This window comes from Actinocatenispora comari (genome assembly GCF_017312725.1).
Classification (GTDB): Bacteria; Actinomycetota; Actinomycetes; order Mycobacteriales; family Micromonosporaceae; genus Actinocatenispora; species Actinocatenispora comari.
The window spans coordinates 1-14,605 of sequence record NZ_BOPO01000024.1 but is presented as its reverse complement, the minus strand read 5'-3'; the positions used below and the strand labels follow the sequence as shown (position 1 = coordinate 14,605).

Below are 14,605 nucleotides of genomic sequence, written 5' to 3'. Positions count from 1 at the left end.
CGCCCGCCACCGGCCCGCCGCGCGCTCCGGACGAGGTCAGGCGACGGCGCCGACGGCGCGCAGCGCGGCCCGCTCGGCATCCGGGTAGCCCAGCTCGGTGAGGATCTCGTCGGTGTGCGCGCCGGCCGCCGGCGCCGGCGTCGGGGTACCGGCCGGGGTGGCCGAGAACCGTGGGGCCGGGGCCGGTTGCAGCACCCCGCCGTCCCGCCGGTACGTGCCGCGCTGCGCGAGGTGCGGGTGCGCGGCGGCCTCGTCCGGGTCGAGCACCGGCGCCACGCACGCGTCGGTACCGGCGAAGCGGTCGGCCCACTCGTCCCGGGTGCGGCCGGCGAATGCCGCGGTGAACCGTTCCCGCAGCCGCGGCCACGCCGACCGATCGGTGCGGTCCGGGACGGTCTCGTCGTCGGCCAGCCCCAGACCGTCCAGCAGCGCCGCGTAGAACGGGTCCTCCAGCGCGCCGACCGCCACGTAGCCGCCGTCCGCGCAGCGGTACACGGCGTAGAACGGGGCGCCGCCGTCGAGCAGGTTGCGGCCGCGGCGGCCGCCCCACATCCCGGCCGAGCGCATCCCGAGCGTCATCGACAGCAGTACCGCCGCGCCGTCCACCATCGCCGCGTCGACCACCTGGCCGCGACCGGTCCGGCCGGCGCCGAGCAGCGCGGCGAGCACGCCGACCGCGAGGAGCATGCCGCCGCCGCCGAAGTCGCCGATCAGGTTCAGCGGTACGGTCGGCGCCGCGTCGGCGTCCCCGACCAGCCCGAGCGCCCCGGCCAGCGCGATGAAGTCGATGTCGTGCCCGGCCCGGTCGGCCAGCGGGCCGGTCTGGCCCCAGCCGGTCATCCGCCCGTACACCAGGCGCGGGTTGGCGGCGAGGCACTCGTCCGGGCCGAGGCCGAGCCGCTCGGCGACACCCGGCCGGTACCCCTCGATCAGCGCGTCGGCGCCGGCCACCAGCCGGCGCACCACGGCCACCCCGTCCGGTTGCTTGAGGTCGACCGCGAGCGAGCGCCGGCTGCGGGCGAGCACCTGGTGGCCCGCCGCGAGCGGGACCGGTTGGCCGCCGGGCCGGTCGACCCGCACCACATCGGCGCCGAGGTCGGCCAGCATCATGCCGGCGAACGGCGCCGGGCCGATCCCGGCCAGTTCCACGATCCGGAATCCCGCCAACGGTCCCTGCATCCGAATGCCTCCCGATCCGCGTCCAGACCGCCATCCTGCCCGGCGCCCGCGACCGCACCGCGCGCCGGCTGGCACCATGGCGGGTGAGCGAGCGGAGCGGAGCGTGCGGATGACGGAGCCCAACGAGCCGGCGGTGGCGCTGCCGGAGACCGTGCTGCGGGTCGGGGCCGGCCAGGCCGCCGCCGAGCCGGGAGATCTTGCCGGCAACGCGGCCACCGCGGCCCGGTTGGTGGCGACCGCTGCCGCCGACGGGGTGCGGCTGCTGGTGCTGCCCGAGCTGTTCCTCCCCGGGTACCACCCGCCGACCCTCGCCGCCGACCCGAGCCGGTGCGAGGTGGCCGCCGACGACGCCGGTGCCGTCACCGATCCGCGGCTGGACGGGTTGTCCACCGCGGCCTCGACGCACCGGGTCGCGGTGCTGGTCGGCGCCGCGGTACGGGCCGCGGACGGCGGTCGCTACCTGGCGGCGCTGCTGGTCGGCCCGGACGGTTCGATCCGGGACGCGTACCACAAGCGGCACCTGTGCGGGGTGGAGGAGACCGACCTGTTCGTGCCCGGTACCGAGGCGACCACCCTGACCGTGCACGGCTGGCGGCTGGGCGTGGGCATCTGCTACGACGGCTGCTTCCCGGAGCACGCCCGGGCCGCGGCCCGGGCCGGCGCGCACGCGATGCTCTACCCGACCGCGTACGTGGTGGGGGGCGAGCACCGCCGCGACCTCTACTACCCGGCCCGCGCCCTGGACAACACGATGTTCGTGGTGTTCTCCAACGCGGTCGGCGGTGCCGACCCGTGGCGGTTCAACGGCGGTTCGGCGGTGTACGACCCGGAGGGCCGGGCGCTGGTGCGGGCGCCGGACACCGGCGAGACGGTACTGGTCGCCGACCTGGATCCGGTGCTGCTCGCGGCGACCCGGGGCGCGCAGACGATGCTGGTCGACGCCGCGCTGGCCGAGCCGGCCGAGCGCCGGCTGCTCGCCGTCGACCGCGGCTGACGGGCCGGCGGGTGCCGGTCCCGAGGTGAGCGGCCGGACCCACTGGTCCCGAGCGCGCCGGCACCCGCGCGGGGCCGGGCACGACGATGCCCCGCTGGCCGGGCGGCCGACGGGGCATCGAAGGGTGCCGAGACTAGCGCTTCTCGACCGCGACGTAGTCGCGGGCGGTCGGGCCGGTGTAGATCTGCCGCGGCCGGGTGATCTTGAGCTTCGGGTCGCTCATCATCTCGCGCCACTGGGCGATCCAGCCGGGCAGCCGGCCGATCGCGAACAGCACGGTGAACATCGACTCCGGGAACCCCAGCGCCTTGTAGATCAGGCCGGTGTAGAAGTCGACGTTCGGGTACAGCTTGCGCTCGACGAAGTAGTCGTCGGACAGCGCGACCTGCTCCAGCTCGATCGCGATGGAAAGCAGCGGGTCGGAGATGCCGAGCTTGGTCAGCACGTCGTCGGTCATCTTCTTGACCAGGGCGGCGCGCGGGTCGTAGTTCTTGTAGACCCGGTGGCCGAAGCCCATCAGCCGGACGCCGGCCTCCTTGTTCTTCACCTTGCGCACGAACGCCGCGACGTCGTCGCCGGAGGAGTGGATGCCGCGCAGCATCTCCAGCACCGCCTGGTTCGCGCCGCCGTGCGAGGGGCCGGACAGCGCGTTGACGCCGGCCGCGATGGAGGCGAACAGGTTGGCCTGGGCCGACCCGACGGTACGCACGGTGGCCGCGGAGCAGTTCTGCTCGTGGTCGGCGTGCAGGATCAGCAGCAGGTCGAGGGCGGCCCGCGCGGTCTCGTTCACCTCGTACGGCTCGGCCGGCACGCCGAAGGTCATCCGCAGGAAGTTGGAGACCATGTCCAGCGAGTTGTCCGGGTACAGCAGCGGCTGGCCGACCGACTTCTTGTACGTGTAGGCCGCGATCGTCGGCAGCTTGGCCAGCAGCCGGATCGTGGACAGGTTCACCGCGTCGGCGTCGAACGGGTCGAGGTCGTCCGGGTAGAACGTGGACAGCGCGTTGATCGCGGAGGCCAGCACCGCCATCGGGTGGGCGTTGCGCGGGAAGCCGTCGAAGAACCGCTTGAGGTCCTCGTCCAGCAGGGTGTGGTGGCGGATCTGCCCGTCCAGCTCGGCCAGCTGCTCGGCGGTCGGCAGCTCACCGTGCAACAGCAGGTAGGTCACCTCGAGGAAGCTCGACTGCTCGGCCAGCTGGTCGATCGGGTAACCGCGGTAGCGCAGGATGCCGGCGCCGCCGTCGATGTAGGTGATCTCCGATTTACACGACGCCGTGTTCACAAACCCCGTGTCGAGCGTGACCAGACCGGTCGTGGCGAGGAGTTTGGAGGAGTCGATCCCGGAGTTTCCCTCCGTCGCCGGGATGATCGGCATGTCGAGCTCGCCGTCCGGGTACCGAAGGACGGTGCTGCTCTGGTCAGTCATGGAAGGCCTTTCGTCCTCAAGACGGGGAGTGTGCGTCCGTCGATCCGCTCTCTACCACTTGTGGCGGTAAAGGTCCTGCTGGGGTCCGCTCCCCGAATCGCTGTTACGTGCCAGTAACTTCGACGCTACTCGGCTGGCCGGGTACGTCCGGTGTGATCTTCTGCCCAATCTAGCGACCTGTCGAAACGCTGCGCACGGGGCCGGCTCCCGGCGAGATCCGTCACCTGCCGGACCCCCACCGTACGGCTCGCGGGGTGCCGCGCTACGCCTCCGTGCCGGGGTCGGCCGGGGCCGGCAGGCGGGCCGCACGGGCGTGCAGGTACCGCTGTTGCGGCAGGCTGGTGGCGCGCGCCGCGGCGGCCAGGTAGTACCGCCGCGCGGCGCCCCGGTCGCCGGCGAGCTCCAGCAGGTGCGCGCGGACCGCGTCCGGGCGGTGGTCGCCGAGCCGGCCGCGCGCGTCGATCGCGTCGAGCCGGTCCAGCCCGGCCCGCGGGCCGCGCACCATCGCCACCGCGACGGCGTGGTTGAGCCGCACCACCGGGCCGTCGTCGATGCGCAGCAGCACCTCGTACAGGGCGAGGATCTGCGGCCAGTCGGTGTCCGCGGCGCTCGCCGCCTCGTCGTGCACCGCCGCGATCGCCGCCTGCAGCTGGTACGGCCCGGTCGGCCCGCGCGGCAGCGCCGCGGTGACCAGCGCGACCCCCTCGGCGATCGCGGCGGCGTCCCAGCGAGCGCGGTCCTGTTCGGCCATCGGTACCAGCTCGCCGTCCGGCCCGGTGCGTGCCGGTCGCCGCGCGTCGGTGAGCAGCATCAGCGCGAGCAGCCCGGCCACCTCGGCGTCGGTCGGCAGCAGCCGGTGCACCAGCCGGGTCAGCCGGATCGCCTCAGCGGTCAGCTCGGTCCGGGCCAGCCGTGGGCCGGCGGTGCTCGCGTAGCCCTCGTTGAAGATCAGGTACAGCACGCGCAGCACCGCGCCGAGCCGGGCGGCGTACTCGGCGCCTACCGGCGGGGCGAACGGCACGCCGCTGGCCGCGATGCGCTGCTTGGCCCGGCTGATCCGGCGGGTCATCGTCGCCTCGGGGACCAGGAAGGCGCGGGCGATCTCGGCGGTCGACAGCCCGCCGACCGCGCGCAGCGTCAGCGCGATCTGCCCGGCCGGGGGCAGCGCCGGATGGCAGCACAGGAACAGCAGCACCAGCGTGTCGTCGGAGGCGGCCGGCGGCCGGTCCGCGGCCGGCGCGAGCCGCTCGTCCGGCAGCACCCGCCGGGCCACGGCATCCTCCCGGCGGCGCCGGGCCGACTCGGCGCGCAGCAGGTCGGTGAGCCGGCGCGACGCCACCGTCAGCAGCCAGCCGCGGGGCCGATCCGGTACGCCCTCGGCCGGCCACCGGGTCGCCGCCGCGAGCAGCGCCTCCTGCACGGCGTCCTCGGCGAGGTCGAAGTGCCCGTACCGGCGGACCAGCGCACCGAGGACCCGCGGCGCCTGGTGGCGCAGCAGGTCCTCGATCCGCTCGGGCACGGGCTCGACCCTGTCGGTGCCGGCTCAGGCCAGCGACTCCTCGGCGCCGGACGCCACCGGCCGCACGTCCACGTACCACTCGCGGCCGGCCAGGGCGCCTTCCGGGTGCGGCGTGGCAGCCAGCCGGGCGGCGATCTCGACGGCCCGGTCGAAGCTGGCACAGTCGACGATGTTGTAGCCGGCCAGCACCTCCTGGGTCTCCGCGTACGGGCCGTCGGTCGCGACCGGTACGCCGTCGACCAGGTGCACCCGGCGGGCGTGCACCGGCGCGGTCAGCCCCTGCGCGTCCACCGCCTCGCCCGACTCGACCACCTCGGCCCACCAGGACTCCATGAACTCGGCCAGCTTGCCGACGTCCTCGCCGGTCCAGGCGGGCTCGGCGCCGGGCCGGCCGGCCATCGCGTCGTAGTCCCGCTGCGAGCCGAACAGCAAGATCATGTACTTCATCGTCTTCTCCCGACGTGCGTGGCGGCCCCGACGGCCGCCGTCACCACAGACGTCGGAGCCGATCGCCCCGACCGGACACACCCGCCTGCCACCCCGTCAGCAAAGCACCGCGGCCGAGGCAACGCCGGGATCGGCGAAACCCGACCCGCCGTGTCAGGCGGCTTTTGCCGCTGTCTGCGTGGTCTGAGAATTTTCTGAGACTTGCCGGCCACCATTTCCTCCGAGCGGTTGCTCCCCAGTGGTCCGAGACGGCGGCGGTCGCGCCTGGGCACGCACAGGTGGTCGCGTCGGCGTCCGGAGCGGAACGTCTCGGAGGTGTCCGTTGCCGGAGAACGTGGACTATCTCGTGATCGGGGCCGGCCCGGCCGGCCTGCAGCTGGCGTACCTGCTCGGCCGGGCCGGCCGCAACCACCTGGTGCTGGAGGCCGGCGGCGTGCCCGGGGCGTTCTTCGTCGACCAGCCGCGGCACCGGCAGATGATCTCGATCAACAAGCCGCACACCGGCAGCGCCGACCCGGAGCTGAACCTGCGGGTCGACTGGAACTCGCTGCTGTGCGACGACGACGGGTTCCGCTTCACCGGCTACACCGACCGGTACTTCCCGGACGCCGACGACTACCTGCGCTACCTGGCCGACTTCGCTCGCCGCTTCGACCTCGCGATCCGCTACCACACCCGGGTGGTACGGGTGGCACGCGCCGGCGACGACCGCGGCGGGTTCCTGGTCACCGACGAGCACGGCGGGCAGTACCGGGCGCGCCGGGTGATCGCCGCGATCGGGTTCGGTGCGACGAACGTGCCGCCGATCGAGGGCATCGAGCTGGCCCGGCAGTACGCGGACATGTCCATCGACCCGGACGACTACACCGACCAGCGGGTGCTGATCATCGGCAAGGCGAACTCGGCGTTCGAGACCGCGGACGCGCTGACCGAACGCGCCGCGGTCATCCACGTGGTCGGCCCGCACTCGCTCAAGATGGCCTGGAAGACGCACTTCATCGGACACCTGCGGGCGGTCAACAACAACTTCCTGGACACCTACCAGCTCAAGACGCAGAACTCGGTGCTGGACGCCACCGTCGACAAGATCGAGCGGGACGAGCGCGGCTACTGGGTGACGATGAGCTACGCCCGCCGGGACGAGACCGTCCGGTTCCGCTACGACGCGGTGCTGTGCTGCACCGGGTTCCGGATGGACGCGAGCTTCTTCGCGCCGGACTGCCGGCCGGCGACCACGATCAACGACCGGTTCCCGGCGCTGACCTCGGCGTGGGAGTCGGTCAGCGTGCCCGACCTGTACTTCGCCGGCACCCTCACCCAGTCCCGCGACTTCAAGGAGTTCACCAGCGCCTTCATCCACGGCTTCCGGTACGGGGTGCGCGCGCTGAGCCGGATGCTCGACCAGCGGTACGAGCGGACGCCGTGGCCGGGCCGGCCGGTGCCGCGCGATCCGGCGGCGATCGCGGACGCGCTGCTGGCCCGGGCGAACCGTACCTCGGGGCTGTGGCAGCAGTTCACCTTCCTCGCCGACGTGGTGTGCCTGTCCGCCGACGGCGCCCGCTACCTGGAGGAGGTGCCGCGCGACTACCTCGCCGACGGCGGGATCGAGGACGCCGCGACGGTACTGACCCTGACGATGGAGTACGGGCCGGGGCACGAGGACCTGGACCCGTTCGACGTGGCGGCGGGTCGGGCGTGGGAGGCACAGCACGGCCGGGACGACCGGTACCTGCATCCGGTGGTCCGGCTGCTCGTCGACGGCACCGAGGTCGCGGTGCACCGGATCAAGGAGAACCTCGACAACGAGTGGACCGACCCGGTGACGCACCGGGCGCCGCTGGTGTCGTACCTGACCGACCAGCTCGCCGCGCAGAGCCGGTAGGGCTGCGCGATGGACGAGCTGCTCACGGTCGCGGACTTCGAGGCGCCGGCGCGCGCGGCGCTCGACCCGGTGCACTACGACTACTTCGCCGGTGGCGCGCGCGACGAGATCACCCTGGCGGCCAACGAGTCGGCGTTCGCCCGGATCCGGCTGCGGCCGCGCATCCTGCGGGGCCGCGGCACGCCGGAACTGGCAACGGCGGTGCTCGGCGCGCCGGCGAGCATGCCGATCCTCGTCGCGCCGACGGCGTTCCACCGGCTCGCGCACCCGGATGCCGAGCGGGCCACCGCGCGGGCGGTCGCCTCGGCCGGTACGGTGCTGATCGCGGCGATGCTGTCCACGGTGGCGATCGAGGACATCGCCGCCGAGGCGCGCAAGGTCGCCGTTGACCCGGTGCTGTGGTTCCAGCTGTACCTGCAGCGCGACCTGGGGTTCACCGAGGCCGTCGTGCGCCGCGCCGAGTCGGCCGGGGTGCGGGCGCTGGTGGTCACCGCCGACTCGCCGGCGCTGGGTCATCACGAGCGCAACGACCGGCACGGGTTCCACGACCTGCCGGCCGGGATGCGCTGCGAGAACCTGCGCGAGCTGCGCGCCGGCGAACCCGGCCACGTGCGCCAGGTGGACCTGTCGCCGGAGCTGTCCTGGCGGCACGTCGAGCGACTGCGGTCGCTGACCGACCTGCCGATCCTGCTCAAGGGCGTGCTGCACCCGGAGGACGCCCGGATCGCCGCGGACGCCGGCATCGACGGCATCGTGGTGTCCAACCACGGCGGCCGGCAGCTGGACACCGCGATGGCGAGCATCGAGGCGCTGCCGGACGTCGTCGACGCGGTCGCCGGCCGGCTGCCGGTGCTGCTCGACGGCGGCATCCGGCGCGGCACCGACGTCGTCAAGGCGCTCGCGTACGGGGCCGCCGCGGTCGCCGTCGGCCGCCCGGTGGTGTGGGGTCTCACCGTCGGCGGTGAGGCGGGCGTGACCCGGGTACTGGAGATCCTGCGCGACGAGCTCGCGCACACCCTGATGCTGTGCGGCTGCGGCAGCCCGGCCGAGGTGTCCCGTGACCTGCTGCCGGCGGGCCCGCGATGGTGACCGTCGGGATCGTGGTGGCGGCGGTCGCGCTGGTGGTGAGCCTGCCGTACTGGCTGCCCCGGGTGGTGGTCGCGCTGCGGATGCGCATCTTCGCCCGGATCAACGGGTCGGAGGGCATCCCGGTACCGGGGCCGGAGTTCGACGTAACCGACTGGCGCGCCCTGTACGAGCATCCCGCGGCGGACGGCCGCAGCCGCGGGGCCGGGCTGTCCGACCTGTTCTGGTACTGGCTCGCGCCCGGGCCCGAGGTGCACCAGGAGCACCTGGAACCGGGGGAACGGTACGAGCAGGTGGCCCGGACCACCCGGCGGTTCCTGGCCCGGCCGAAGCCGGAACTGGTCGAGATCACCCGCGCCGCGGCCGAGTCCGTGCTGTCCGGCGTGGGCGGCCCGGTCGCGACGGTACGGCTGCGGGACACGATGATGCCGATCTGGGCCGAGGTGTACCACCGGCTGGTGTTCGACGAGGCGTGCCCGCCCGGTGTCCGGAACGCGATCGTGGCCAACGCCGACGACGTGATCACCGCGCTGAAGTGCTGCGGGCTGCGGCACCTGGACCGCCGGGACCGGCTCACCGACTACCTGCTCGACCGGGTCCGGCACCGCCCGCCGGCGCAGCCGCTGCCGGACCGGCTGTCCGAGCTGGACCAGGCCCGCTACCTGCAGGGCGCGTTCTTCAACACCGCGATCGTGCAGATGTCCGAGGCGATGGCCCACCTGCTGCTGGCGATCGCGCAGCACCCCGCGGTCCGGCGCCGGCTGGTCGCCGACCCGGAGGACGACGACTACCTGGACCGGGTGATCGACGAGTCGCTGCGCCGGTACCCGCTGTTCGGCATTGCGCACCGGATCACCAGCGCCGACATCGACCGGGCCGGCAGCACGGTGCCCGCCGGCAGCGTGCTGTGCTTCAGCTACCCGGACTTCCACGCCGCCGGGCTGACCGACGCCGACGTGTTCGACCCGGACCGGTGGGAGCGGGAGTCGGCCCGCAGCATGAACTTCCTGCCGTTCGGGGTGACCGCGAACCGGCCCTGCCCGGCCCGCGGAGTGGCGCCGGTGACGATGCGGGTGGTCGTGCGCGAGGTGCTGGCCCGGTACCTGCCGTACTCGTCCGCCGCGCACACCCGCTCGGTGCCCAACCGCGGCCCCTGCCTGCTCGTGTCGCGCGACCGGCTCGCCGCCCGCGGCGCCGAGCCGGGCGCGCCGGGCACCGCGGGGTCCGGCGACCGGGCGGTGCGGCCCGGCCACGACTCGCCCGCCGTGCCGGTCGACGGCCCGGTACCCGGTGGCGTCCGGGCACGGCTGGCGCTGATGCGGCTGCGGGACCGCTGGGAGGACGTGTCCCGCAGCCTCGTGCAACTGGTACTGGGCAGCTACCTGGTCGCCGACGCGCGGCGGCAGGGCCTGGCCCGTACCTACTTCGCCACGCACGACACGCAGGGCCGCCCGCGCGCCGGCGGCTGCCCGGTGACCGGAGGTGAACGATGAAGCGCCTCGCGTACTGGCTCGGTGCCGTGCTGGTCTGCGCCGGCGTGGCGCTGCACGTACCGGACTACCTGACGACCGCGTCGGACGGGTACCGGATGGTCGGCATGCCGATGAGCGCCCGGATGGACGTCGGGATGGTGCTGCTGGTGGTGGGGTTGGCCGCCGCGGCCTGGGGTCTGCTGCCGTCCGGGGCGGTGCACCGTGGGGCCGGGGCCGCCGACGCCGCGGTGCGCTACGCCGCGCTGGACACCGCCCGGTTGTCGCCGGCGCACCGGCGACTGCTCGCGGTGCTGACGGTGGCGCTGGTGGTGGACACGATGAAGCCGGCGACGCTCGGGTTCGTGGTGCCCGGGATGCGCGCCGAGTACGGCTTGACCGCCGGGCAGTCCGCGGTGCTGCCGCTCGTCGCGATCGCCGGTACGGTCGCCGGTTCGCTGCTGTGGGGAGCCCTGGCCGACCTGTACGGCCGGCGCGCCACCATCCTGCTGTCCGCGCTGCTGTACGTGGCGACCGCGGTCTGCGGGTTCATGCCGTCGTTCGGCTGGAACCTGGTGATGTGCGCGGCGATGGGCGTGGCCGCCGGCGGCATGCTGCCGACCGTGTACGCGCTGATGAGCGAGTCGGTGCCGGCCTCGCGCCGCGGCGCGCTGGTGGTGGCGCAGAGCGGCATCGGCGCCGCGCTCGGCTACCTGGTGGCCAGCGGTGCGGCGACCCTGCTGGTACCGACCTACAGCTGGCGCGCGCTCTGGCTGCTCGGCGTGCCCACCGGGCTGATCCTGCTGGTACTGCGCCGCTTCGTGCCCGAGTCGCCGCGCTACCTGCTCGCCACCGGGCGCGCCGACGAGGCCGCCGCGGTGATGGCCCGGTACGGCATCCGCACCGCACCGGCGGCACCCGAACGGCCGGCTCCGGTACCGGTCGTGCCGCGCGGTGGGCTCGCCGCGGTGTTCGCCGCCGCGTACCGGGTGCAGACCGGGGCGATCGTGCTGTTCGGGCTCGGCTGGGGGATCGTCAACTGGGGCTTCATCACGTTCCTGCCGACGTTCCTGACCGCCGCCGGTGCCGGTACCCGGGCCCCGACGCTGCTGTTCGTCTCGTCGCTGTTCGCGGTGCCGGCGACGCTGCTCGCCGCGGTGCTCTACGCGCGGTGGAGCTCGCGCCGCACGATGGTCTGCTACGCGCTCGCCACCGCCGTGGTGCTCCTCGGCTTCGCCGCCGCCCGGCCGGAACGTCCCGGCGCCGGTGCGGTGCTGATCGCGCTGACCGCGCTGCTGCTCACCGCCGCCGGCGGCATGATCGCGCTGCTCGCGCCGTACGCGACGGAGGTGTACCCGACCGAGCTGCGCGCCTCCGGCAGCGGCGTCGCGGCCGCGGCGGGCAAGGCCGGTGGGCTGTTCGGCCCGCTGCTGCTGACCTCGGCACCGCGCATCGCCGGCCTCGCCCTGGTCTCCGCGGTACCGGTGGTGGTGGCCGCGGTGGTGCTGTGGCGGGCCGGCGCCGAGACCGCCGGCCGGCCGCTGGTCGAGGCCGCCGCCGAATCGAACCGATAGGAGTGTGCAGGGTGGACGGAATGGATCCGGAGCTGGCTGCCGAGGCGTCGCTGCGGGCGCCGAACGGGGCGCCGCACGACCGGTTCGTCGCCTCGTACCGGGCCCGGATGGGCTACCGCGCCGAACCGCTGGCGCCGCCGGCGATCACCGACGTCGAGGGTGCGATCGACATCCACTGCCACGCGCACGAGGGCCAGCAGGACGCGCTCGCCGTCGCCCAGCTCGCCTCCGCGTCCGGCATGGGCGGGCTGCTGTTCAAGAGCATCGTCGGCCGGGATCGGACCGACGTGGTCGGCCCCGCCGGCGTGGTCCGCGAGGTCGAGCGGGACCTGGCCGCCTGGTCCGAGTCGACCGGCGTGCCGCCGACCCGACTGTGGTCCGGCTGGATCACCAGCTTCACCCGCGGTCGCGGCATGCTCGAGGCCTGCCGGGCCAACCTCGACGACGGTGTCTCCGCCGTCTGGATGCCGGTGTTTCGCAGCGCGAACACGCTGAGCAAGGTCGGCGGCCCGCCGGCCTGGTGGGGCGAGGCCGGGGACTGGAGCGACCCGCTGCCGTGGGACCGGGCGCTCGCCGTCGGCGAGTACACCCTGGACGAGCGCGGCCGGCTCAAGCCCGAGTACCGCGAGGTGTTCCGGATGGCCGCCGACGCCGGGGTGATGGTGTCCTTCGCGCACGGCACGCACGAGGAGATCTTCGCGATGGCCGACGCGGTGCGCGATCTCGGCATCACCCGGGCGGTGGTGGACCACCCGTTCAGCCCGTTCATCGACCTGTCCGTCGCGCAGTTGACGCAGCTCGCCGCCGCCGGCGTGTACCTCAACTTCACCTACGACGAGATCTCGCCGCTGCTCGGGGTCGACCCGAAGCGGATGGCCGATGCCATCCGGCGGATCGGCACCGACCACGTGACGCTGTCCAGCGACGCCGGCGAACCGCTGTTCCCGAACACGGTGGAGGCGATGCGGCTGATCCGCGCGCACATGCGCGCCTTCGGCCTCACCGACGAGCAGGTGCACCAGATCAGCGTCGTCAACCCGGGACGGCTGCTCGATGCCTGAGCCGACGTTCGAGCCGATGACGATCGGCGGCGCGGCAGTCGCCGGCGAGCACCGGTTCGAGGTGGTCGACCCGTCGACCGGTCGGGCCTTCGCGACCGCTCCGGCCTGCACCGACGCCGAACTCGACGCCGCGGTCGACGCGGCCCACCACGCCTGGTCGGGCTGGCGCGCCGACGCCGACCAGCGGTCCGCCGCGCTGGTCGCCGCCGCCGACGCGGTCCGCGACGCGGCCGACCGGCTCGCCCCGCTGCTCACCGCCGAGCAGGGCAAGCCGCTCGCGGACGCCCGGGCCGAGCTGCGGCGCGCCGCGGACCGGCTGCGGCACGCCGGCACGCTGCGGGCCGAGCCGCGGGTGTTGCGCGACGACGGCACCGAGCGGGTCGAGGTGTACTGGCGGCCGGTCGGCCCGGTCGCGGCGATCGCGCCGTGGAACTTCCCGGTGCAGTTGGCCACGGCGAAGCTGGCACCGGCCCTCGCCGCCGGCAACACCGTGGTGCTCAAGCCCTCGCCGTACACGCCGCTGACCACGCTCGCGCTGGGCCGGCTGCTGTCCGGGGTGCTGCCGTCCGGCGTGCTCAACGTCGTGTCCGGGCCGGAACCGCTGGGGCAGCGGCTGGTCGAGCATCCCGGCATCAGGCAGGTCACGTTCACCGGGTCGGTCGGTACCGGCCGGCGGGTCGCCGCCACCGCGGCGCCCCGGCTGCGCCCGGTCACGCTGGAACTGGGCGGCAACGACGCCGCGATCGTGCTGCCCGACGCGGACGTACCGGCCCTCGCCGACGCGCTGTTCTGGTCCGCGTTCGCCAACTGCGGCCAGATCTGCATGGCGGTCAAGCGGGTCTACGTCGCGGCCTCCCGGCACGACGAGCTGGTCGAGGCGCTCGCCGACCGGGCCCGGCACGTGGTCGTCGGCGACCCGACCGACCCCGGCACCCGGCTCGGCCCACTCGCCACGAAGCCGCAGTACGAGCGGGTCGGCGAGCTGGTGGCGGCGGCGTTGGCCGGCGGTGCCCGCGCGGTGGCGGGCGGCGGGCCGCTGGACCGGGACGGGTACTTTTACGCCCCGACGGTGCTGGCCGGCGGCACCGACGGCGACCCGATCGTGGCCGAGGAACAGTTCGGCCCGGCCCTGCCGGTCCTGCGGTACGACACCGTCGACGAGGCGGTCGAGCGCGCCAACGACACCCGGTACGGCCTGTGCGGCTCGGTCTGGGGTACCGACGTCGACCGCGCGGCGCAGGTCGCGGCGCGGCTGGAGGTCGGTACCGCGTGGGTGAACCGGCACCTGGCGATGTCGTTCGACGACCCGTTCGCCGGGGTGAAGGACTCCGGCCTCGGCGTGTCCGGCGGTGAATGGGGCGTCTACGCCCACACCGAACCGTTCGTCCTGCACCGGCCGTGCTGAATCGGGCGCCGGTGGGTGGCGTACCGGCCGGTGCGTGGCAGGCTGGCGGGGTGGCAGACGAGACGAAACGCGCCGTGTCCCTGCATCGGACCGGCAGCCAGACCTACCAGGTCCGCAACGAGCGTGGCGGGCAGATCAGCATCGGCGCCGGCGGCGACACCGACTTCACCCCGGTGGAGCTGCTGCTCGCCGCGATCGCCGGATGCACCGCGATCGATGTGGACATCCTGACCTCGCGGCGGGCCGAGCCGACCTCGTTCGACATCGAGTCCAGCGGCGACAAGGTGCGTGACGCGCAGGGCAACCACCTGACCGGGATCGAGGTCTCGTTCCGGGTCACGTTCCCGGCGGGCGAGGGCGGCGACAAGGCGCGGGCGCTGCTGCCGGAGGCGATCCGCACCTCGCACGACCGGCTCTGCACCGTCAGCCGCACCGTGCAGCTCGGCGCCGACGTCACCATGGGCGTGGCGACCGGCTGAACGCCGGTCGCCACGCACCCGGGCCGGTGTGCGCCGGGGTCGGTGTGTCGGTGCCGGGTCGGCTGAACGTCGGTCGTCACGCAC

Annotated in this window: 12 protein-coding genes; 8 read left to right on the top strand and 4 right to left on the bottom strand. The window is 74.1% G+C overall.

The features are described from left to right. Nucleotides 1-36: 36 nt before the first annotated feature. Nucleotides 37-1,179 carry a CaiB/BaiF CoA transferase family protein gene (locus NUM_RS08650; RefSeq protein WP_207124280.1) on the bottom strand — a complete coding sequence of 381 codons (1,143 nt, stop codon included), beginning with the start codon at nucleotides 1,177-1,179 and terminating at the stop codon, nucleotides 37-39. 109 nt (nucleotides 1,180-1,288) lie between these two features. Here NUM_RS08650 and NUM_RS08645 point away from each other — a divergent pair, with 109 nt between their 5' ends. Continuing rightward, nucleotides 1,289-2,173: a carbon-nitrogen hydrolase family protein gene (locus tag NUM_RS08645; RefSeq protein WP_207124279.1), complete on the top strand. Its 885-nt coding sequence runs from the start codon at nucleotides 1,289-1,291 to the stop codon at nucleotides 2,171-2,173. 133 nt (nucleotides 2,174-2,306) lie between these two features. Here the strand turns inward: NUM_RS08645 and NUM_RS08640 are convergent, their stop codons facing one another. The 3 genes from NUM_RS08640 to NUM_RS08630 form a co-directional block, all read right to left on the bottom strand. Continuing rightward, nucleotides 2,307-3,599: a citrate synthase gene (locus NUM_RS08640; RefSeq protein WP_207124278.1), complete on the bottom strand. Its 1,293-nt coding sequence runs from the start codon at nucleotides 3,597-3,599 to the stop codon at nucleotides 2,307-2,309. A gap of 262 nt (nucleotides 3,600-3,861) precedes the next feature. Further along, nucleotides 3,862-5,118, bottom strand: a complete 1,257-nt coding sequence (locus NUM_RS08635) for an RNA polymerase sigma factor (protein ID WP_225918426.1) — start codon at nucleotides 5,116-5,118, stop codon at nucleotides 3,862-3,864. Between the two features lie 24 nt (nucleotides 5,119-5,142). Further along, entirely contained in the window at nucleotides 5,143-5,565 is a 423-nt protein-coding gene (locus tag NUM_RS08630; RefSeq protein ID WP_207124277.1) for a YciI family protein, read from the bottom strand. A gap of 322 nt (nucleotides 5,566-5,887) precedes the next feature. Between NUM_RS08630 and NUM_RS08625 the strand changes: the two genes are divergently transcribed. From NUM_RS08625 to NUM_RS08595, 7 genes are read left to right on the top strand one after another with little or no spacing between them, the layout of a single operon-like run. Then, on the top strand, nucleotides 5,888-7,447 hold the full coding sequence (locus tag NUM_RS08625) for an NAD(P)-binding domain-containing protein (protein ID WP_207124276.1): 1,560 nt from the start codon (nucleotides 5,888-5,890) through the stop codon (nucleotides 7,445-7,447). Nucleotides 7,448-7,456: 9 nt separating this feature from the next. After that, nucleotides 7,457-8,536 (top strand): alpha-hydroxy acid oxidase, encoded by a 1,080-nt coding sequence (locus NUM_RS08620; protein ID WP_207124275.1) that lies wholly within the window; start codon nucleotides 7,457-7,459, stop codon nucleotides 8,534-8,536. Continuing rightward, on the top strand, nucleotides 8,530-10,026 hold the full coding sequence (locus NUM_RS08615; protein WP_207124274.1) for a cytochrome P450: 1,497 nt from the start codon (nucleotides 8,530-8,532) through the stop codon (nucleotides 10,024-10,026). The genes NUM_RS08620 and NUM_RS08615 overlap by 7 nt, the downstream gene beginning before the upstream one ends. Next, nucleotides 10,023-11,576, top strand: a complete 1,554-nt coding sequence (locus tag NUM_RS08610) for an MFS transporter (protein ID WP_207124273.1) — start codon at nucleotides 10,023-10,025, stop codon at nucleotides 11,574-11,576. Before NUM_RS08615 ends, NUM_RS08610 begins: the two co-directional genes overlap by 4 nt. Nucleotides 11,577-11,596: 20 nt before the next feature. Further along, nucleotides 11,597-12,637 (top strand): DUF6282 family protein, encoded by a 1,041-nt coding sequence (locus NUM_RS08605; RefSeq protein WP_207124272.1) that lies wholly within the window; start codon nucleotides 11,597-11,599, stop codon nucleotides 12,635-12,637. Then, nucleotides 12,630-14,042, top strand: a complete 1,413-nt coding sequence (locus NUM_RS08600) for an aldehyde dehydrogenase family protein (protein ID WP_225918425.1) — start codon at nucleotides 12,630-12,632, stop codon at nucleotides 14,040-14,042. The genes NUM_RS08605 and NUM_RS08600 overlap by 8 nt, the downstream gene beginning before the upstream one ends. Nucleotides 14,043-14,092: 50 nt before the next feature. Then, on the top strand, nucleotides 14,093-14,521 hold the full coding sequence (locus NUM_RS08595) for an OsmC family protein (RefSeq protein ID WP_207124271.1): 429 nt from the start codon (nucleotides 14,093-14,095) through the stop codon (nucleotides 14,519-14,521). The last annotated feature ends 84 nt before the right edge of the window (nucleotides 14,522-14,605 follow it).